The organism is Peptoclostridium sp., assembly GCF_009881055.1.
Lineage (GTDB): Bacteria > Bacillota > Clostridia > Peptostreptococcales > Peptostreptococcaceae > Peptoclostridium_A.
This window is the reverse complement of the sequence record NZ_WXFG01000005.1, coordinates 47824-69678: the sequence shown is the minus strand read 5'-3', so window position 1 is coordinate 69678 and position 21855 is coordinate 47824. Positions and strand designations below refer to the sequence as shown.

Here is a 21855-nt window from a genome sequence, read left to right as displayed (position 1 = left end):
TTTTTTGATTTCCTTCTCATATAATTTTTGTTTGAAACTATGCGTGTATATTATGGCAGGATAAATATTATCACGTGTATACAGGGAACAAAACATAAGAGGAGGAATTTTATGAAAAGAATAAAGATTGGAATGTTTGGATTTGGAAGAACGGGCAGGCTGGTTGCAGCTGAGTTCATAAAGGATGATAAATTTCATCTTGAGTGGGTGGTTAGAAAACACGGGAGCGACAACCACAAGTATGCCAGCAGACTTTTAGGGTATGAACATGACTACGGCATGATTTTTTCGATTGAAGAGATTAATGACAGCTTATTCAAAGAAAATCCGGTGGACATAATAGTTGATTTTTCGGATTCATCAGGTGTTCAATACTACAAGGACGCTGCAGAAGCAGGCATAAAGATAATTTCGGCCATATCAAGATATGAGCCTGAAGACCAGGCGCTGCTTTATTCTCTGGCGGATAAGGTGGCTGTTTTGCACTCTCCAAACATAACTCTTGGAATAAATATATTACTTGTAGCGTCGCAGATAATACAAAAGATAGCCCCGCATGCTGACATAGAGATTGTTGAGGAGCATTTCAAAGGAAAAAAGGAAGTTTCGGGAACTGCCATGAAAATTGCGAATTTCCTCGGACTCGATGAGAAGGAGCATATAAATTCTATTCGTGTGGGCGGAATTGTAGGGCACCACGAGGTCATATTCGGAATGCCGCATCAGACGATACGGCTTACGCACGACAGCATAAGCAGGGCGGCATTCGGACAGGGAGCAATATTTGCAGCCATGTTTTTAAAGGATCAGCCCAAGGGAATCTATTCCATGGAGAACATAGTTTCGGAGATGTTTTCAAAGCATAGGCCCGTATACTAGGCGAGTCCCCTTATATGAAGCAAAGGAAGTGGTATAATGCCAAAGGATAGATTGCATAAAGTCAGCTGCAGCAACTACAGATGCGAGATTGAAGTTACGCTGGAGATACTATGCGGCAAATGGAAAGCATTGCTCATATGGAATCTTAGCAGGAACAATGTAATAAGATTCAATGAGTTCAAAAGGCTAATCCCTGACATAACCCAAAAGATGCTCAGCCAGCAACTTAGAGATCTTGAGCAGAACGGCCTTGTCCAAAAAACCATTTATCCCCAGGTGCCTCCGGCTGTCGAGTATTCGCTGACTGAATTGGGAAAAGAGCTTGTTCCTATACTTGAGGCAATGGACAAGTGGGGTAAAAACTTTGTGGACAACTACAAGCACAGTGAAAATAGCAATGAAGATTAACATAAAAAAGTGATGGCTGGATTAGACCAAACCATCACTTTTTTGGTGCTTATTATATGGCAGACTAGAAAGTAACATCTGTGCCGTAGTAAGCGGCTTCGAAGAGCTGTTTCATCTCTTCTACAGATATGTCCCTTGGGTTAGTGCCCGTACACGGGTCTCCCACTGCGTTTTTAGATATTTCATCCAGGCTTGACTTGAATAAGTCTTCTGCTATGCCAAACTCCTTGAGTGTATGAGGCATGTTCATGGCAGTTCTAAAGTCCTTAACAAGCTGTACAAGAGATGCGACAAGCTCGTCTGTTGTAGCTCCAGCAAGGCCAAGTCTTCTTGCTATGTCAGCGTATTCAGCTCCCGCAGCCTTTGCATTGAACTGAACTGCATATGAAAGGTATATAGCATTGGCGCAGCCGTGAGGTATGTCGAATATCTTGCCAGTCTTGTGGGCCATAGAGTGAACTATACCAAGTATGGCATTTGAGAATGACATTCCCGCAAGACACTGAGCTATGTGCATGTCCTTTCTGGCCTGGTCTTCACCTTTGTAAGACTGGACAAGGCTCTCCACAGTCATTTCTATAGATTTCATTGCAAGCGAATCAGTTATTGGGTTTCTCACCTTTGAAACGTAGGCTTCGAATGCGTGTGTAAGAGCATCCATGCCTGTGTTGGCAACAAGCGACGGAGTCATGCTTTGAACAAGTCCAGTGTCAACTATTGCAAGGTCAGGAGTTATGTTGTAGTCGGCAATAGGATACTTGACGCCTGTCTCATGGTTTGTTATTACAGAGAAAGAAGTAACCTCAGTGCCAGTACCGCTTGTAGTAGGTATTGCTATGAATCTTGCCTTCTTTCTGAGCTCAGGCAGATTGAAAGGCTTTGCGGCCTCCTCGAATGTGAATTCAGGATACTCGTAGAATATCCACATGGCTTTGGCTGCATCTATAGGAGAGCCTCCGCCTATTCCAACTACAAGGTCAGGATTGAACTCTCTCATAGCCTGCGCACCTGACATTACAGTGGCAACAGAAGGGTCGTTTTCAACTCCTGAAAATATTGAAGTTTCTATGTTTGCTTCACCAAGCAGAGCTTGAATCCTTGGAACAGTACCGTCCTGTATAAGTCTTTCAGAACCTATAACAAGCATGGCCTTGCTTCCATTTACTGACTTTAGATGCTCTATGGCATTCTCACCGAAATAAACGTCTCTTGGAATTGTAAATCTTTGCATATTCTATTTCCTCCTTAAGAAAATTAATAGTTTTAGTAGTGGTTTTAGTTTTTCGGGATAACCCCGGGCACATTCTTAGTATAAAACCGGCAGTCCACTAAAAAAAGAAGGCACTTTTTGGTGATATAGTTCCCAAAAGGTAGGAAATGTGAGCAGAGTTGACATTTGACTTTTAAATTTTTTTGTATATCATTATAGACAGGCAATACAGATCTTGAAAACGAGGTAAAACCATGTCGAATTTTCTTATAAATGGGTTCATGCTGGGGCTGGCATACGTGGCTCCAATAGGCATGCAGAATCTGTATGTTATAAATACTGCGCTTGGCAAAGATAAAATGAGGGCGTACCAGGTGGCTCTGATAGTCATACTGTTTGACATATCCCTTGCGCTGGCGTGCTTTTTTGGAATGGGGCTGCTGCTTGAAATGTCGGGGATTTTAAGGTCTCTTGTGTACCTTATCGGAAGCCTCGCGGTAATATACATAGGGACAATGCTTGTAAGAAGCAAGCCGGATGCCGGAGGCGAAACAGATACGGACAAAACGCTGCTGCAGGTTACAAGTGCATGCTTTGCAGTCACATGGCTTAATCCTCAGGCAATAATAGACGGCTCGCTGCTGCTTGGTGGATTCAGGGCGTCGCTTCCAATTGAGGCTTCACATGTATTCATACTGGGAGTCTGCATGGCATCGTTTGCGTGGTTTACAGGTCTGGCAACGATAGTGTCAGTGTTCAAAAGCAGCTTCAGCAACAGCGTTGTAAGATGGATAAATGTAGTCTGTGGAGCTGTCATAATATATTATGGTTTGAAACTCGGGCATAACTTCATGAATGAAATGATGTAAATTGGATAACACTTGCAAATAATTATAAAAGAATATATAATAATGCATAATAACATATTGAAAAATAGCGATTACAAAAGCTACGATTTATAAATTTCTCAAGAGAGCCGGTGGTTGGTGAGAATCGGCGAAAGGTTAAGTCTTTCCACTTTTGGAGCTGCCGGTGATGAACCGGAAGGCTGGCATCCTTTATCATGCTGTTGACGAGAGGCTGGTTTTCTATGGAAGCTGGCAATTTGGGTGGCAACGCGGATATTACTTCCGTCCCATGGGTATATTTATATATGCGTGGGGCGGGAGTTTTTGTTTTTTAGCAAAAAAACAACATTTATTATATAGGAGGTAACAATATGTTAGATATCAAATTTGTAAGAGAAAACCCTGAAATTGTTAAGGAAAACATGAAGAAGAAGTTCCAGGACGGCAAGCTGGGACTAGTGGATGAAGTAATAGCTCTAGACGCTGAATTCAGAAGCCATATGCAGGAGGCAGACGATCTCAGGGCGGACAGAAACAAGATTTCAAAGCAAATCGGCGGACTGATGGCTCAGGGCAAGAAGGAAGAGGCAGAGGAGCTAAAGAAAAAGGTTACTGCTGAGTCAGAGCGTCTGGCTGAGCTGGAAGTAAAAGAAGGCGAGCTTGAAGAAAAAATCAAGAAAATAATGATGACTATCCCGAACATAATAGACCCGAGCGTTCCTATAGGCAAGGACGACAGTGAAAATGTGGAGGTTGAGCGTTATGGGGAGCCTGTGGTGCCTGATTTTGAAGTTCCATACCATACAGACATAATGGCCAAATTAAACGGCATTGACCTTGACAGCGCAAGAAAGGTTGCAGGAAGCGGATTCTACTATCTCATGGGCGACATAGCAAGACTTCACTCTGCAGTGATTTCTTACGCCAGGGACTTTATGATAGGCCGCGGATTTACATACTGCATTCCTCCGTACATGATACGCAGCGAGGTTGTAACAGGAGTTATGAGCTTTGCGGAAATGGATGCCATGATGTACAAGATAGAAGGGGAAGACCTCTACCTTATAGGAACAAGCGAACACTCAATGATAGGTAAGTTCATAGATACAATACTGCCAGAGGAATCTCTGCCTCACACGCTGACTAGCTACTCTCCTTGCTTTAGAAAGGAAAAGGGCGCTCACGGCATAGAGGAGAGAGGGGTCTACAGGATTCACCAGTTCGAAAAGCAGGAAATGATAGTTGTATGCAAACCTGAGGACAGCATGATGTGGTATGACAAGCTATGGCAGAACACTGTTGATTTCTTCCGCACGCTTGACATACCTGTAAGAACTCTTGAGTGCTGCTCGGGCGACCTTGCAGACCTCAAGGTTAAATCAGTAGACGTAGAGGCTTGGTCTCCAAGACAGCAAAAATACTTCGAGATAGGAAGCTGCTCTAACCTTGGTGACGCTCAGGCTCGCCGTCTTAAAATCCGTGTCAACGGCGAAAATGGCAAGTATTTTGCTCACACGCTTAACAATACTGTGGTTGCTCCTCCAAGAATGCTAATAGCCTTCCTTGAGAACAACCTCAATGCAGACGGCTCTGTAAACATCCCAGCAGCGCTTCAGCCATACATGGGCGGCGCGACAGTAATAAAATAGCATAGCAGGACAAGCTGACTTGAAAGTCAAAGGGTTATCCTTTGGCTTTCTTTTTTATTTTTTCGATTGTGATAAAATTAAAATGAACTTTTAGGGGGGATGGCGACTCTTATATGTGAAAGGGCGGCAGAAAAGGGGTGAGGGGATGGATATGAAGCTGCTGATTAAGCGGGCAAAAAAAGGAGACAAGGATGCCCTGGTGGAGCTTGTGATGGCGCAAAAAAGCGACTACTACAAACTGGCCTACGTATACATGAAAAACCAAAATGACGCGCTGGATGCAACGGAAGACATGATAGTGATTCTTTATGAAAATATCCATAAGCTCAAAAATGAAGATTCATTCTACACCTGGAGCAAGACGATACTTGTCAACTGCTGTAAAAAAATGCTCGGGGAACGCATTGGGACAACTGTTTCGGATTACATAGAGGAAAAGGGACATGATGGAGGAATTGGGGAAAAAGACAATCAACTGCTTATAGAAAAATATATGTCGGAGCTTGACGAAAAGCAAAGAGAGGCAATAAGGCTAAGATACCTTCTGGACTTGGAATACAAGACTATAGCCCAGATGCTCAATGTGCCTCTTGGTACGGTAAAGTCGCGGATTTCAAATGGCATAAGCAGGCTGCAGGATATGTTTGGAGGTGATATCGGTGAGTAATGTCGAAAAAATTCTATTGGAAAGCAAAGATGAACTGGAGAGCATAGAAGTACCATGTGAACTTGAAACAAGGCTAAAAGGAGCACTCGAGAGCAAGACATTTGCAAAACGAAGAAGTAGAATGACGGGAAGGATTGCAGTCGCCATCATTGTATTTATGCTAATTGGCTACCATTTCGACACACTTGCATATTATGGCAAGAAGCTGCTGGGCTACAACGATGTCATGAACGGAACACTAAAGGAGCTAAACGAACTGGGCAAGGGCCAGGCAATAGGCAAGAGCTGCAGTTTTAAAAACGGAGTCATAGTAACGCTGGATGGGATAATGCTGGATGAAAATCACCTCATAGCCTTTTACACGGTAAGCGCACCAAAGGGCAACGTGGATGATACAGTGCCGACAGTCAGTCTCAGAGGGCTGCTTGGGGAATGCACCCCCCGGGGCGGGCAGGGCTTAATGAACGATGGAGGGACTCTCATGAAAAACATGCAAAGCTTTGAGTCGCCAAAATTCTTTGAAAAGACGCTGCACATGGATTTTCGGATTTGGGGAGACGGCAAAGCAGAGCAGAATCAGATAACATTCAAGATAGACAGGCAGGAGGCAATGGGCCACACATTGAAAGCGGCCATAGGCAAAAGTATAAAGGCAGACAAGGCCAATATCCGATTTGAATCAATACTTGCGACCCCGACTCAGACGGTCATCAAGGGAACTATCCAAAATACGCTCGAGTTGGCCATAGACGATATGACAAAGCAAAGGCTTAGGCCAAATGCTATGGAGCTAAGGCTTTACGCAAACGGAAAAGAGGTTCAGGCTCAGGGTTACGGAGTCAGCACAAATTTAGATGGGATAAAGTTTCAATGCGAATACGACGCGCTGCCTCAGGAAGTTAAGTCCCTCGAGCTGAAGCTTGCAAGATTTTCAGCAGACCACGATGTGAACGAGGTTTTTAATATAATCGGCGGCAACGAGGTTCAAAAGCTTAATGTAAAGGGGCAGGAGATAATTATAAACAAGTTGCTCGAGTCAAACGGAAATACTTTTGTGAGCATAACGACGCAGGAAGGCACAGTTCTAACACGGGTATATCTGGACACTGATGGTGAGCAGCTAGAACTCAGCAGGACAACCGACGACAAATACGAAAAGCTAAATGATGGAAGAATACTCCATACAAGGACGCTCGAGTTTGCAGGAACAGGAACGGACTGCAAGCTAGATATAAGAAGGATGACATACTCTAAAGAATATGATAAGTCCATTGATGTCCCTGTAAAATAAAACTAGCCGGGCAAGAATACTCTTGCCTGGCTAGTTTGCCTGATATTCAATAGGAATGAAGCACCGCGCCGATTGACAAAAGTGCGCACTTTTCTTATACTGAGTGTAAATGCATGATATGTGGAGGTGCAAAAATGGCGAGGCAAAGAGGCAAGGTATTCGGAGAGAGAATCAGGCATCTGCGTGATGAGCATGATCTTACACAAAGCGCATTAGCTGACAAAGCGGGCGTATCCATAATGCAGATAAAAAATATCGAGATAGGCAGGAACGGAACCACAAAGGAAGTGGCAGCTGCCATTGCGTCGGCTCTTCAGGTCCCGCTAGAGGAAATATACATAGAGGATTTTCGAAATACGACAATAATAACACTCTCAAATTCAAAGGGGGGAGTGGGAAAGACAAGCTCGGTGCTCGGCCTTGCACATGCGCTCTCAAGGCTTGACGGCAACAAGGTGCTCATAGTAGAGGCAGACATGCAAAGAAATCTGAGCTTCGGGCTCGGCATATCCGAGGACACAGGCAGGAGCCTGTATGCAGCGCTTATGCGAGAGGACAACTTCGCCGGATACATTCAGCCAACGGGAACTGATAATCTCGACATCATAATAGCAGACTACTCGCTTGCCACCGTGGACTTTGAGCTCTCCAGAAAGCAGTACCAGGAGACTATATTTCAGCGCGGGATGAGCGAAATACTAGAAAAGGGGATGTATGACTACGTAGTAGTAGACACCTCCCCGAATCTTGGGCTCCTGAACTTCAACATACTCAGCATAAGCGACTACGTGATAGTGCCGGTTGAGCTCTCGGCCTACGGCCTGCAGGGGCTCGACACCATATTCAGATACATCAACAAGATAAAGGAAGTCAACCATAAGCTCGAGATACTCGGAGTCTTAAAGACAAAGGTGGACAGGAGGGAAGCGGTTACAGATACGGCGGACAGGACTCTCGAGTCCGTGTTCGACAATGTCAGGATATTTGAAAGCTACATTTCCATCGATACGAATGTCAAGAAGGCTCAGTGGAGCAGGGAACACATAAGCGATTTCGATCCGAGATCAAGAGCTGCAAAGCAGTATATGGCGCTTGCGAAAGAGGTGGTCAAGTATGGCAGGTAAGGGCAAGAAGGACTGGGCCAGCTCCAGCTTCGCGGACGATTTTTTCATAAAAAGGGGCGATACAGATAAGGATCCCTTCGGATTCATGAGTGCAAAATCAGGAGCATACGTGCTGCAGCTGGAACTAGAGTTGCTTGATGCTGCGCCGCAGGAGTGGAACTTTTATAAGCCTCTTGCTGAGGACAAGATGGATGAGCTTATTGAGTCCATAGAGCAAAAAGGGCTGCTCCATCCGATAGTCGTGTGGGAGCGGGCAGCGGAATATCCGGAGCCGGCAAGATACACGATACTCTCAGGGCACAACAGAGTGGAGGCTTTCAGAAGGCTATACGAGTCTACGGGCGACAGGAAGTACGCAGTTATAATGGCGCACGTCAAAAAGCCACACGAAATAGACGAGGAACAGGCTAAAGAGATAGTCATCGACACCAACTGGGTAAGCAGGCAGCTGAGCGCATATGAGAAGAGCCAGTCGATTATAAGAAAATACATGATACTCGGCAGCAAGGAAAAGAAGGCACACGCCAACATTCTAAGGCGGGACATAATAGCAAAGGAGTACAACATAACTGGCAGGCAGGTGGACAACTACAGAAAGCTTTCCGAGCTGATAGAGCCGTTTCAAGAGATGCTCAGGAGCCAGGAACTGGGCGTAAAGGCTGGCGTCAAGCTCACTTATTTTGACAGCGAAATGCAGCAGTGGATTTACGACAGTTTCGGAGAAGCCGTGTGCGAAAACAAGATTGCAAATGCCATTAAGGCGGGCATGGGCAAAGAGGAACTTAGCACGTTGTTCAATCCGGGAGTTGAGAAAGTGAGTTTTGTCAAAATGGAGGTTCCGGCAGAACTTCGGAATGAATTCATAGCGATGGCACACAGGTGGCTTAAGTCGAAGACAAAACAATAGTTTGTTAAAAATTAATAAAAGGTGGAAACCGGTTTCCGTTTCCATTGTAAAAGCGCCGCTGATGCTCTGTAAAATACAGAAGGTCAGCGACGCTTTTTTGCAATTTATTCGATGCGGGACGTTTCTCTCAAAACAAGCCCTTTGTTTCTTTCGAGCACATTCCTTATGGACCAATCGTTCTGGAAGAGTACAACCGGGTCTCCCTGCTTGCTCTCGGCCAGCATTGTGTCCATTGCCAGCGTGAATTTGGCTGGATCGAATTTGTCCATTTCAATCCAGCGTATATGTCGGTATGGAAGCATATGCATTGTGATGTCGACATTGTATTCGTTCTTGAGGCGGTATTCGAGCACCTCGAACTGAAGCACGCCCACAACGCCAACGATTACCTCCTCCATGCCCGATTGCGGACGCCTGAATACCTGAATCGCGCCTTCCTCGGAAAGCTGCATTATACCCTTAAGAAACTGCTTACGCTTTAGGGAATTCGGCGTGGATATAGTCGCGAAGTGCTCCGGAGCGAATTGAGGAATACCACTGTATTTGAGTTTTGAGTTGTCCTGGCAGAGCGTGTCGCCTATATTGAATATTCCGGGATCGTGTATGCCTATTATGTCTCCTGGATATGCTGTATCTACAACCACCCTGTCCTGGGCTACAAACTGCTGAGGCTGAGCCAGCTTTATGCTCTTATTTTTCTGGACATGATTTACTGCCATGCCCTTTTCGAATTTGCCCGAGCAGATTCTAAGGAATGCTATACGGTCTCTGTGGGCCGGGTTCATGTTGGCCTGTATCTTGAATATGAAGCCCGAGAAATTTGACGACTCCGGGTCAATATCTCCAAGGTTGCTGCTGCGAGGCTGCGGAGGCCGTGTTATCTCAAGGAACGATTCCAGGAACGGCTCCACGCCGAAGTTTGTAAGGGCGCTTCCGAAGAATACTGGCGTCAGGTTGCCGCTTAGTATCTCATCCAGGTTGTACTCGTCGCCAGCGATGTCAAGCAGCTCTATGTCGCTTAGCAGCTGGTCGTAAAGGGCGCTGCCCAGCAGGTCCTTGAATTTGTCGTCGGCCATGTCTCCTGTTGTAGACTTGGCGATTGACTGCCCGTGGTTGCCGTCATTAAAGAGCTCTATCTGGTTCTTGTGGCGGTTGAAAACGCCTCTGAAATCCTTGCCCGAGCCTATAGGCCAGTTCATAGGGCAAGAGCGTATTCCAAGAGCGTTTTCTATGTCCTCTAGCAGCTCAAAAGGATTCATACCCTGACGGTCCATCTTGTTTATGAATGTGAATATAGGGATTCCTCTCATCTTACATACTTGGAACAGCTTCTTGGTCTGAGCCTCGACACCTTTTGAGCAGTCAATTACCATCACGGCGCTGTCTGCGGCCATCAGCGTTCTGTAGGTGTCTTCACTGAAGTCCTGGTGGCCCGGTGTGTCGAGTATGTTGATGCAAAAGTCGTTATATTCGAATTGGAGCACACTTGAGGTTACTGATATACCCCTTTGCTTTTCGATCTCCATCCAGTCAGAAACGGCGTGCTTTTGAGAACGCCTTGATTTTACAGAGCCTGCAGCCCTTATGGCTCCTCCGTAAAGCAGAAACTTCTCAGTCAGCGTGGTCTTTCCGGCGTCCGGGTGAGAGATTATTGCGAAGGTCCTTCTTCTGCGGACCTCTTCTATGAAAGTGAAATTTTTATCCGACATATTTATCTTCCTTTTTAGTATAATTTATTAAGATCAAAAAAACCTATAGTTAGCGCAGTTTAAAATTGTAACCTTAATGAGAATATACTTTTATCGTTTAGATGTCAACAAAAAAACCAAACGGCACGCAAAAGACAGCTGATGAAATTGCAATCAGTTTAATTTTTATGGAATATCGCATGCTGCATTTTTTATGCTATAATGATAAAGCTGTAATACTAACAAAATTGAAAAACTAATTATAAAGAAAGAGATGACTAAATGACAATAACAAATTTCAAGGCTTACAATATAGGCGATGAGCTGCTAAAGGCGATAGAGCTGCTTAATTTCAAAAGCCCTACCAAGGTCCAGCAGCAGGTAATACCCGCTGCGCTGGAGGGGCATGATATAACAGTCAAGTCTCAGACTGGAAGCGGAAAGACGGCCGCATTCGCCATACCAATATGCCAAATGGTGGAATGGGAGGATAACAAGCCGCAGGCGCTTGTGATTACCCCTACAAGGGAACTTGCCATACAGGTACAGGAGGATTTTTTCAACATAGGCAGATTCAAAAGGCTAAAGGTGGCTGCAATTTACGGAAAGTCTCCATACAGAAGGCAGGAGAGGGAACTCAAGCAAAAAACTCACGTTGTTGTTGGCACGCCGGGCCGAATTATAGACCACATAGAAAGAGGGACGCTCGACACATCGTGCATCAAATATCTCGTGCTAGACGAAGCGGACGAGATGCTGAGCATGGGCTTCATAGAGCAGATAGAAGCTGTGATAGGCAGTCTGCCTAAAGAAAGGATGACTATGCTTTTCTCGGCCACTATGCCTTCGGATATACAGTCGCTGTGCAGCAAATATATGAAAGCTCCAGTGAACATAGAGATAGAATCCAATGGCATGACTGCAGACAAGGTGGAGCAGGAACGATACAGCGTGAATGAAGCGGATAAGCTGGAGCTGCTAAGAGACCTGACTATAGTTGAAAATCCGGACAGCTGCATAATATTTTGCAACACAAAGCAGAAGGTGGACGAGGTTTGCCTAGGGCTTTCAAGGCTCGACTACCCTTGCGATAAGATACATGGAGGAATGGAGCAGGAGGACAGGCTCAGTGTCATGGATGATTTCAAGCAGGGAGCTTTCAGATATCTTGTTGCCACGGATGTTGCGGCCAGAGGGATAGACGTAGACAACATAACGCATGTAATCAACTATGACATCCCCCAGGACAAGGAAAGCTATGTTCACAGGATAGGCAGAACGGGAAGAGCGAGCAGCTCCGGAAAGGCAATGACCTTCGTGACCCGCTACGAAGACAAGTTTTTAAATGAAATCCACAGCTATATAGGCAGAGAGATCGCTTTGAAGGAGAGACCTCAACAGGAAGCCGTGGACAGCTCCAGGCATGAGTTTGAAAAGAAAGCGAGCGCCAGCCCTGAAATAAAGGAGACAAGAGGCGCGCAGGTGAGCAAAGAAATCATGAAGCTCCATGTCAATGCAGGCAAGAAAACTAAGATGAGGCCTGTAGACATTGTAGGCACGCTGTGCAACATAGAAGGCATGAGCGCACAGGACATAGGAATAATAAGCATACTTGATGTCTCCACATTTGTGGAGATACTCAACAACAAGGGCGAAATGGTGCTTGAAAAGCTCCAGAGCACCCCAATCAAGGGCAGGCTGCGCAACGTTAGTAGAGCTTGTAGATAGCAGTGTGAATTGTTATAATTCTACTGTGACAGATTTAGACAAATTTTTTTAGAATAGAGGATAACAAAAATGATTCAAATAGAAAAACTTTCCTATGGTTTTCCCGCAAAAGATTTATATAAAGAGGTTTCGTTTACATTGGAAATGGGGCAGCACGCTGCTTTTATTGGAAGCAATGGCGCTGGAAAATCAACTCTTGTTGATATGATTATTCATCCTGATAAGTATTGGTACGATGGAAAGATAATCAAAGATGAAAGTTGCCGTATTGGGTATGCCAGCCAGTTTGCTGTGAGAGATAAAGAGCAGGAATGCACTGTTTTTGAATATCTAAGTGAGAGATTCGTGCAAAATCAAAAGGCGACACTTGCTGTGTGTGACGAAATGGCAGTGGCTGAGGATGTGGAGCCCTTATTTGAGCAATATCAGGCTCTTGTAGACGCCTTTGAGGCCATGGACGGAGACAATTATGAAAACAATATCCATAAACAGCTATATGTAGCCGGTATGCGTGAATTAAAAGAAACAAAGCTATCGCAGCTTAGTGGCGGAGAGTATAAATTACTTCAGATTATGAAAGAAATGTTATTATCTCAAAATCTTCTTGTTTTGGACGAACCGGATGTATTTCTCGATTTTGGCAACTTAAATGGACTTTGTCAGCTGATTAATGGCTACAAGGGCACATTATTGGTTATTACACATAACAGATATTTATTGAATCATTGTTTCGATAAGATTTTACATTTGGAAAACGGTGATATTCAGGAATATGAGGGTAACTATGCTGAATATCGTTGTTCCCAGCTAAAGGAAAAATTAAAACTTAAACTGCAGAGTATTGAAGAACAGGAAGAAATTGAGCGTACCGAGAAAATGGTTGATAGTCTGCGCACAAGAGCTACGCTGGTTGCTAATCCTGTTATTGGAAGCGCCGTAAATGCAAAGCAAACACAACTGGACCGTTTACTTGCAAGACAAATTAAGGCACCTTTTATTGAACTTCGTGAGCCAAAGATTGAATTGCAGTCAATAGAAGTTGAAACAGGGCATACTGTTTTAAGCATTACAGATTATAATGTTTCATTTGATGAAAGCTTATTGGAAAATATCAATTTTGAATTACTATCTGGCGAAAAAGTAGCCATCGTTGGTGCAAATGGTACAGGAAAAACTACTTTGGTGCGCGATATCTTAAAAAATAACCATCCTTCCATCCATATAGATGAGAATACAAGCCATGCATGTTTGTCTCAGCTTAAGGACGAGAATATGGATGAAACAAAAACGCTATACGAGCTTATGGAAAACTTGGGTTTTGGGACAAGTGAAAGTATCCGTGAGTATCTCGGGAAATATTGTTTGGAAGGTGACACCTTAAAGCAGAAGGTAGGCCAGTTATCAGGCGGAGAAAAGAATTTGCTCCAAATTGCGATGATTGCAAATACAAATGCAGAATTTCTTATTCTTGATGAACCGACTAGCCATTTGGATATTTACGCACAAATGGCTCTGGAAAAAGCCATTTCCGAATATAAAGGGGCCGTACTCATGGTAAGCCATGATTTCTATCTTGTAGCTAATTGTGCGGATTATGTTTTACTTGTAGAAGACAATACGATTAGACGTATGCGTACACGTACTTTCCGTAAAATGGTGTATGATAAATATTTCGATCAGAAGTATTTAGAAATAGACAAGAAAAAACAAGAATTAGAATCCAATATCACATTAGCCTTTAAAAAAAATGAGCTGAAAACTGTAGAAAAACTTTGCAATCAGTTAGAAGTACTTAGCGTCAAGTAGCGAGTAGTATGGAGGGGAAAATGACTGAATTATTAGCTCCGGCAGGAAGTATGGAAGCTTTAAAAGCGGCAATTTCTAATGGCTGTGATGCCATATACCTGGGAATGCAAAAATTTGGTGCGCGTGCATACTCATCTAATTTTGATTTGGAATCGTTAAAAGAGGCTGTTAGGTATGCGCACCTGAGGAATGTCAAAATCTATGTTACAATGAATACCATCGTTTTCGAAAACGAAGTTGAAGAGATGAAAGAGCAGGTGGACGAATTAAATGAAATCGGTGTTGATGGAATTATAGTCCAGGATCTGGCTGCTTTCGATTATATAGTTAAAAACTTTCTTGATATGGAAGCACATTGTTCAACTCAAATGGGAATAGACGATTTAGACGGAACTTTATTATTTAAAGAACTTGGCGCTAAAAGAGTTGTTCTGTCCCGTGAGCTTGAGATTGAAAAAGTAAAAGAGATAAAAAGAATAGCCAAAATACCTTTGGAAATTTTTGTTCACGGCGCTTTATGTGTATCTTATTCCGGAAACTGTCTAATGTCTGGATTAATCGGCTATCGAAGCGGAAATCGTGGAAGATGTGTTGGTTCATGTCGTAAGGAGTATGAACTAATTGATAAGACAACAGATACATCTTTAGGGAAAAACTATATTCTATCTACCAAGGACTTAAACACAATCGATTATATCAATGATTTAAAAGAAATTGATTCTTTAAAAATAGAAGGTCGAATGAAAGAGCCTGCGTATGTTGCTAATGCTGTATCAAAATATCGCATGGCCTTAGATAATAAAATAACCGAAGAAGATAAAGAAAATCTGAGCAAAACATTCAACAGAACATTTACTAAGGGATATTTGTTTCACGAAGATATAAAAGATATTACAAACATCTTAAGACCTAATAACGCTGGTTATGAAATTGGTAGAATCAGCAAGACTGTTAAAGACATGTATGAAATAACACTTACACGTCCTTTAAATCAAAACGATATAATCAGAATAAGTCATAAAAATGAAGATGTTATTTTAACTGTTGTAAAACTCTACGATAAAGATGGCAATTTAATCAACAAAGCAGATAATGTCTGCTATATCAAAATCAAAGAAAAGCTGTCCAAGGGTGATTTAGTATATATAACGAAGGATTATTTCTATTACAAAGAGTTAGAATCATCACTGGAAAAAGAATTTAAACGCTTTAACCTAGATATTAGAGTGTATGCATATCCAGATTCAAAGCTTATCATAGATGCGGAGGGCCTAGGCTTTAATTATTTATATGAAAGCGAGGAAATACTAGGCGAAGCAATTAATAATCCAACTACAAAAGAACAGGTAATAAAGCAATTCTCAAGATTAAATGATACTATATTCGAACTTAAGCATGTAGATTTCAAGGAATGCAATGCATTTATTCCAGCCAAACTGTTAAATGCAGCAAGAAGAGATATTGTACAGGGCTTATATGACTTAAAGCTTAACAGCCAAAAGAAAAGAACCAAAGCTTTGAAAGCAAAAGAAAAAATAAGCTTTGCCCCGCAAAAACCATACCTTACAGTCTCTGTAACGACCAGGGAACAGTATGATGCTTGCGTGAGCTGTGGAATTAAGGAAATTTATTTTGAAAACGTGGTTAGAAGAAACCAGAACGATTATAAGGAAAAAGAAGGGCAGCTGTTAATCGGAGGATATGGCGGAATTTACCACTACAGAAAAACTAATCCTTTTGTTGCGGACTATTCTCTAAATGTTGTTAATTCTACTAGCTGCTATGAATTATATAGATTAGGCGCGAAACGAGTAACTTTATCTTATGAATTGAATAAGAGACAAATTGAAGATTTAATTAATGCCTATTATGAAGAAAATGACGGCTATCCTGCGCTGGAAATGATTGTATATGGCAAGGCTCCTTTGCTGTTTACAAAATATTGTCCGCTGAAAAAAATGAATCAGTGCGGTATTTGCAAAACGAAGAGCTATGAGTTAAAAGATGAGCACGGAACCTTCCCTATCATTTCTCATGATGATTGTACAACGACTATCCTTAATGGGAAGACGCTTAATCTTTTAGATGAGCTACAAAGCATAAAAGGAATAGAGGCATTCAGATTAAGCTTCACAATTGAATCAAAAGAGCAGGTTGTGAAAACCATTAATGAGGCCCTAAGCAAATTAAAGGGCGGAGTGAATAAAGCTGTCTTTAATCAGGACACAGACTCAAGAGGACATTTTAATAAAGAGATTTTGTAGGGAAATCCCAGTTCAAATCTGGGTGTCGCCTCCAAGGACAAAAACCCCCAAACTCATTGAAAATCAATGGGTTTGGGGGTTTTTCATGGCGGTTTCCAATGGAATGGCTACTGTCTTGCATTTTCAAGAGCATTTTTCACGGCATCTCTAATTCCAATTGAAGAATAGGTAGCCCCGCTCACAAGGTCTATGTCAGTGCTCTGGGCTTGTATTATACTATCGGGTATTGCCGAATTGGCTCTGTCAAACCACGGTTTATCATCACGGGTCTGTGTAACTTCAATAGATGTAATCATCTGATTTTTTACTGTCACTTGAGCCACAGTGGTACCTTTGAAGCCAACCCCTTCTCCGATATAGGTGCCGTCAGCGATTCCATGCGCATCGGAAAAAGCGTCACCGCCGCCTTGAACTGAATTAGACTCGCCTGCAGCCGGAGTAGTGACTTCCTCTGATACACCTTTTTTTCCGCCGAAAAAATTGTAAGCGGCAAAAGACCCAAACAGCACAAGTGCTGACAATGCAATTGCTATATATTTTCTCTTTTCCTTTTCATCGGTGCTCATAGGTCCAAATGATAGAGCCCCTTTGAAAGGACAGACTGAAATACACTGGAAGCAGTTTATGCACTGGGGTGATCGCAGATTTGTTGCTTTTGAAACTTTTATGTTCATAGGACATGCCTTATCGCACTTTTTGCAATTCACACATAAGGACTGGTCCCTTTTTATAGTGAATATTCTAAGGATTCCCCGCAGGCCGTATCGGGCACCTTCAGAGCAAAGGTAGTTGCAAAAAGGCCTTTCGAAAAGCAGTGAAACTATTAGAAAAAACGCTATGACTGATATTGCTGCAAATCCGGCAACGCTTCCAACTAGCATATTCAAGAAATTAGCATGTGGGTCAAAGGCCATCAAGCCGAATACAAAGTTGGAACCAATTAAGAGCACAAGGGCAAGCAGAACATATCTGCTAAAAACAAGAATCCTTTGAAGTGAAGATGGCATTTTTATCTTTTTAATTCCCAAAAGGCTTCCGAACTTGCCGAAAAGATCCTGCATGAAGCCATAGGGACATATCCAGCCGCAGTAAAAGACCCCGGCAAACACTGTTAGAACTGCAATGGCAATCATGGCGATTTTGAAGTTTATGAAGAATGAGGTGACGGTCAGAACAAGGCATATAGCCTGGACGGTAAAACGTAATTTTTGAATTTTTTCCAATGGGATACTCCTTTCATAATATATATATAGTGGCCGCTAAATTCAGTGTTGCTAAAAGTTTGTGGAGGATTCAAACATTAACAATAGCAGCAACTTATATATGATTATAATTTATAATTTATCACAAAATTGTTTTGAAAATGTGTTCAAATGGTGAAAAAAATTCAAACAAAAGAGCATGGAGAAAGCTCCATGCTCTTTTGTTTGTTTTTATATAGTTTTCAGGTCGATAAAATCATTTTCAACTTCGCAGATACTCTCATACTTTCCATCGATGCCCATCAGTTTTTTCAGAATAAGCATTTCCCTGTCAGGGAGTTCAAGTTCATCATACCAGGGCCTGCTTTTTTTGCCGGATGGCTTGAAGGAGGTATAGTGGAGGTGAATAAGGAAATCTCCCAGATATGAAAAATCTACATCAGCTGTGTACTTCCTGCCGTCAATGTGTCTTGCAAGCCCGAAGTCGACAAGGTAGACACGGCCTGCGCTGTATACAACGTTGGGAACTCTTATGTCCCTGTGCACTATGCCAAGACCGTGGAGATGCTTGAGTATGTCGATAAGCTGGAGGGCGATATCGTGAATTTCGCCGACGGAAAATACTCGTCCGTCAGCGAATATAATTTCCTCGAAGGTCTTGCCATCTATGAAATCCATGATGTATATGCTGGAATCGCATGTTTTTATATTCTGTATGAAGCGAGGTATTCTTTCATGGCTTACGCACGAGAGGATTTTCTCCTCGAACTCGGCTTTGTGGCCGATTTTTTTGAACATCTTCAGCTTAAGCTGCTTGAGTACGTATTTCTTGCCGTCCTTTTCGGCAATATAGCAAATCCCATAGCGTCCCTCTCCAAGAATGCTGAGTATCTCATAACCGAAGAGCTTATGATGTACGGGATACAGCTTGTCCTTCCTGAAAATATCTAGGACCATGAGCTGGAGTATCGTTTATGCCTTCTGTGAGAATGGTGCTCGTTGTGATGGTGGTGGCCGTGGTGCGAGTGAGAGCTGCGGGACATCAGCTTATTTACGAGGGCCCCGAGCAATCCCGAATGGTGCCTCTTGTAATAGCTGCTGCCTTGATTATGCTTGCGGTGATGGCCTTTGCTTGATGACCTGGAGAAAATTGAAAACAAACCCATTGAAAAACCTCCCGAAATATCAAAAGTGGTGTTATATGCCAACCTAATATCAATTGATAATGCATATGACATATTATACAGTTGTGGTTTGAACGGTTCAAGTAAATATGAAAAATAATAAATGAGAATTTGATGAGAAAATTGTGAGGGCATATTGAACATAAAAATATACATTTGGCAGATTTAAATTAGAAAATTAAAGCTATTTCGGGTATATAAATTATGAGGTGGTAGGCGTGAAAAGCCATGTGACGATAAGATTCTACGGTGAGTTAAATGACTTTCTGGATGCAAAGAGCAGGCAAAAGGAGCAGGACTGCTATTTCTATGGCATAAGGTCAGTAAAGGATCTAATAGAGAGTTTCAGCGTTCCGCATGTGGAAGTCGACCTCATTCTTGTAAACGGAGAATCCGCAGGGTTTGAGCATATAGTCGGTGACGGCGACAGAGTGAGTGTATATCCGGGATTTGGAGGCATTGAAATAGGCGAAGTAACGAAGATTCAAAGGAGCGAGCAGGGAGGAAGCCGATTTGTGCTTGATGTGCACCTTGGGACGCTTGCTCGATATCTCAGAATCATGGGTTTCGACGCTGACTACGACTCACAGCGCGACGATCCTGAGATAGCCAGGATTGCATATGAGGAAGATAGGATACTTCTTACACGTGACAGGAGGCTTCTGATGAGAAACAGCGTTGAGCGAGGACGTATAATAAGGAACAAAGATCCATTGCTCCAGGCCTCCGAGGTGCTCGAACGGTTTGGACTTTGCGGAAATATTAACCCCTTTACTCGCTGCATACAGTGCAACGGAACCATTGAATCGGTTCCATTTGATTCACAGGAATACAAGGAGCTTCAAGAACATATTCCGCCTGGAGTAAAGTCCTGGTGCAGCGAGTACCAGCGTTGCATAAGGTGCGGAAAGATATACTGGAGAGGAAGCCACTACGACAACATGGAAAAGCTCATAGACAGAATAATGGAGGTATGCGCAGAGAGCCGCAAAATCTGAAAAGATTTTTGCGGCTTTTGTTATTATATTCCCAAAACCGTAACTCAAGTTACAACTCGAAGGCCGGCCTGATAATATAATTAACTCACAAGTTGAAAATAACATTTAAAAAATAAAACAAATAAAACGCGGAGGTATATATTATGGGTATGTTTTGTTATCAGTGCCAGGAAGCTGCTGGCTGCAAAGGCTGTACATCAAGAGGAGTATGCGGAAAGACAGAGGACGTGGCAAAGGCTCAGGACCTGCTTGTATATGTGGCCAAGGGAGTGGCGGTATACAGTGACATGGCAAGAAAAGCCGGCATAGTAGACAAGGCGGCTGACAAATACGTAATGAACAGCCTGTTTGCCACAATAACAAATGCGAATTTCGATAGGGAAGGCATAATAAACAGAGTAAGAGAAGGGCTTGCGCTCAAAGAGTCTCTAAGAAGCAAGCTCGAGGTTGCAGGCAAGCTTCCGTCGTCTAATGCAGATGGTATTTTCGACAAGCTCAAAAGACTTGTTGGAATGGAGGCTCAGGGAGTTTCGCTTCCTGATGCGGCGGTATGGTTTGCTTCAAGCGTGGCTGATTTCGACAGCAAGGCTGAAAAGGTAGGCGTGCTTGCGACTGAAAACGAAGACATAAGATCGCTAAGAGAGCTTCTTGTATACGGAATAAAGGGAATGGCTGCCTACATGCACCATGCCATGAACCTAGGACACGACAGCGACGAGATACACGGCTTCATGCACAAGGCTCTTGCGGCAACGCTTGACGATACGCTTTCTGCAGACGACCTTGTAGGTATAATAATGGAGGCTGGAAAGTTCGGCGTGGACGCGATGGCTCTGCTTGATTCGGCCAACACATCGACATACGGCAATCCTGAAATAACAAAGGTAAACATAGGCACAAGAAACAATCCAGGAATACTCGTGAGCGGACACGATCTCAAAGATTTCGAGGAGCTGCTCAAGCAGACAGCAGGTACAGGCGTGGACGTATATACTCACAGTGAAATGCTTCCTGCAAACTATTATCCTGCATTCAAGAAATACGACCACTTTGTAGGAAACTACGGAAACGCATGGTGGAAGCAGGACAGCGAGTTCGAAAGCTTCAACGGACCTATACTTATGACTACAAACTGTATAGTGCCTCCGAAGGATTCATACAAGGGCAGACTATACACTACAGGCGTTACAGGCTTTAGCGGCGTAAAACATATTGAAGACGGCAAGAGTGGCCAGCCTAAGGACTTCTCGGCTCTGATAGAGCAGGCGAAGAAATGCTCTCCTCCTGTTGAAATAGAAAAGGGAGAGATAATAGGGGGATTCGCCCACAACCAGGTAATGGCCCTTGCAGACAAGGTGGTTGACGCCGTGAAATCGGGCGCAATAAAGAGATTCTTCGTAATGGCGGGCTGCGACGGAAGAGCTAAGAGCAGAAACTACTATACAGAATTTGCGGAAAAGCTTCCAAAGGATGCAGTGATACTGACAGCAGGCTGCGCAAAGTACAAGTACAACAAGCTTAATCTGGGGGACATAGGCGGAATACCAAGAGTTCTGGATGCAGGACAGTGCAACGACTCTTATTCGCTGGCAGTAATAGCGCTTAAACTGAAAGAGGCATTTGGACTTGAGGACATCAACGAACTTCCTATATCATACAATATAGCATGGTACGAGCAGAAGGCTGTAATAGTGCTCTTGGCCCTGCTTCACCTTGGCGTGAAAAACATACACCTTGGACCTACACTTCCAGCTTTCCTTTCGCCAAACGTAGCCAACATACTTGTTGAGACTTTCGGCATAGGCGGAATAGGCAGCGTGGACGAAGACATAAAGATGTTCATGGGAGAATAACGAGATAACGAGTAAATATAATCCCTTTTGAAAATCATATAAATGGCCCCCGGCAAAATACAAATGCCGGGGGCCATTGTAATACTCAGATTTAACAGGATTTAAAAATGTACTAATGCTGCCTGGCAGATTGCAGGTCAAATTGGCGT

17 protein-coding genes are annotated in these 21855 nt (G+C 43.2%); 13 read left to right on the top strand and 4 right to left on the bottom strand.

The window, feature by feature from the left end:
- Window positions 1-111: 111 nt before the first annotated feature.
- Together GT589_RS01005 and GT589_RS01000 are read left to right on the top strand one after the other, a co-directional pair.
- Window positions 112-879, top strand: a complete 768-nt coding sequence (locus GT589_RS01005; RefSeq protein ID WP_293394630.1) for a 4-hydroxy-tetrahydrodipicolinate reductase — start codon at window positions 112-114, stop codon at window positions 877-879.
- A 36-nt stretch (window positions 880-915) separates the two neighbouring features.
- Window positions 916-1287, top strand: a complete 372-nt coding sequence (locus GT589_RS01000; RefSeq protein ID WP_293394627.1) for a winged helix-turn-helix transcriptional regulator — start codon at window positions 916-918, stop codon at window positions 1285-1287.
- A 64-nt stretch (window positions 1288-1351) separates the two neighbouring features.
- On the opposite strand, the gene GT589_RS00995 is transcribed toward GT589_RS01000, so the two are convergent.
- A complete protein-coding gene (locus GT589_RS00995) occupies window positions 1352-2518 on the bottom strand; it encodes an iron-containing alcohol dehydrogenase (RefSeq protein ID WP_293394624.1) in 1167 nt (388 codons plus the stop codon).
- Between the two features lie 233 nt (window positions 2519-2751).
- On the opposite strand from GT589_RS00995, the gene GT589_RS00990 reads away from it, so the two are divergent.
- The 6 genes from GT589_RS00990 (at window position 2752) to GT589_RS00965 (ending at window position 8983) form a co-directional block, all read left to right on the top strand.
- Window positions 2752-3366, top strand: coding sequence for a LysE/ArgO family amino acid transporter (locus tag GT589_RS00990; protein ID WP_293394621.1), 615 nt, complete (start codon window positions 2752-2754; stop codon window positions 3364-3366).
- A gap of 350 nt (window positions 3367-3716) precedes the next feature.
- The gene (gene serS, locus GT589_RS00985; RefSeq protein ID WP_293394618.1) at window positions 3717-4994 is read left to right on the top strand and encodes a serine--tRNA ligase; all 1278 of its coding nucleotides are present in this window, start codon (window positions 3717-3719) and stop codon (window positions 4992-4994) included.
- A gap of 151 nt (window positions 4995-5145) precedes the next feature.
- The gene (locus GT589_RS00980) at window positions 5146-5661 is read left to right on the top strand and encodes an RNA polymerase sigma factor (protein ID WP_293394615.1); all 516 of its coding nucleotides are present in this window, start codon (window positions 5146-5148) and stop codon (window positions 5659-5661) included.
- Complete coding sequence (locus GT589_RS00975; RefSeq protein ID WP_293394612.1) at window positions 5654-6952, top strand: DUF4179 domain-containing protein; 1299 nt, start codon at window positions 5654-5656, stop codon at window positions 6950-6952. Before GT589_RS00980 ends, GT589_RS00975 begins: the two co-directional genes overlap by 8 nt.
- A 134-nt stretch (window positions 6953-7086) precedes the next feature.
- On the top strand, window positions 7087-8076 hold the full coding sequence (locus tag GT589_RS00970) for an AAA family ATPase (RefSeq protein ID WP_293394609.1): 990 nt from the start codon (window positions 7087-7089) through the stop codon (window positions 8074-8076).
- Window positions 8066-8983: a ParB/RepB/Spo0J family partition protein gene (locus GT589_RS00965; RefSeq protein ID WP_293394606.1), complete on the top strand. Its 918-nt coding sequence runs from the start codon at window positions 8066-8068 to the stop codon at window positions 8981-8983. Before GT589_RS00970 ends, GT589_RS00965 begins: the two co-directional genes overlap by 11 nt.
- A gap of 104 nt (window positions 8984-9087) precedes the next feature.
- On the opposite strand, the gene GT589_RS00960 is transcribed toward GT589_RS00965, so the two are convergent.
- The gene (locus tag GT589_RS00960; protein ID WP_293394603.1) at window positions 9088-10692 is read right to left on the bottom strand and encodes a peptide chain release factor 3; all 1605 of its coding nucleotides are present in this window, start codon (window positions 10690-10692) and stop codon (window positions 9088-9090) included.
- 261 nt (window positions 10693-10953) lie between these two features.
- Here GT589_RS00960 and GT589_RS00955 point away from each other — a divergent pair, with 261 nt between their 5' ends.
- The 3 genes from GT589_RS00955 to GT589_RS00945 all read left to right on the top strand — a co-directional run bounded on the left by GT589_RS00955 (window position 10954) and on the right by GT589_RS00945 (window position 16469).
- Window positions 10954-12399, top strand: a complete 1446-nt coding sequence (locus GT589_RS00955; RefSeq protein WP_293394600.1) for a DEAD/DEAH box helicase — start codon at window positions 10954-10956, stop codon at window positions 12397-12399.
- Between the two features lie 69 nt (window positions 12400-12468).
- Complete coding sequence (locus GT589_RS00950) at window positions 12469-14205, top strand: ATP-binding cassette domain-containing protein (RefSeq protein ID WP_293394597.1); 1737 nt, start codon at window positions 12469-12471, stop codon at window positions 14203-14205.
- Between the two features lie 20 nt (window positions 14206-14225).
- Complete coding sequence (locus tag GT589_RS00945; protein ID WP_293394595.1) at window positions 14226-16469, top strand: U32 family peptidase; 2244 nt, start codon at window positions 14226-14228, stop codon at window positions 16467-16469.
- A 107-nt stretch (window positions 16470-16576) separates the two neighbouring features.
- Here GT589_RS00945 and GT589_RS00940 read toward each other — a convergent pair whose 3' ends face one another.
- A complete protein-coding gene (locus GT589_RS00940; RefSeq protein ID WP_293394592.1) occupies window positions 16577-17692 on the bottom strand; it encodes a 4Fe-4S binding protein in 1116 nt (371 codons plus the stop codon).
- A gap of 210 nt (window positions 17693-17902) precedes the next feature.
- Window positions 17903-18628, bottom strand: a complete 726-nt coding sequence (locus GT589_RS00935; RefSeq protein ID WP_293394589.1) for a serine/threonine protein kinase — start codon at window positions 18626-18628, stop codon at window positions 17903-17905.
- A gap of 445 nt (window positions 18629-19073) precedes the next feature.
- On the opposite strand from GT589_RS00935, the gene GT589_RS00930 reads away from it, so the two are divergent.
- Window positions 19074-19853, top strand: a complete 780-nt coding sequence (locus tag GT589_RS00930) for a Mut7-C RNAse domain-containing protein (RefSeq protein WP_293394586.1) — start codon at window positions 19074-19076, stop codon at window positions 19851-19853.
- A gap of 143 nt (window positions 19854-19996) precedes the next feature.
- Window positions 19997-21706 (top strand): hydroxylamine reductase, encoded by a 1710-nt coding sequence (gene hcp, locus GT589_RS00925; protein WP_293394583.1) that lies wholly within the window; start codon window positions 19997-19999, stop codon window positions 21704-21706.
- Window positions 21707-21855: the final 149 nt, after the last annotated feature.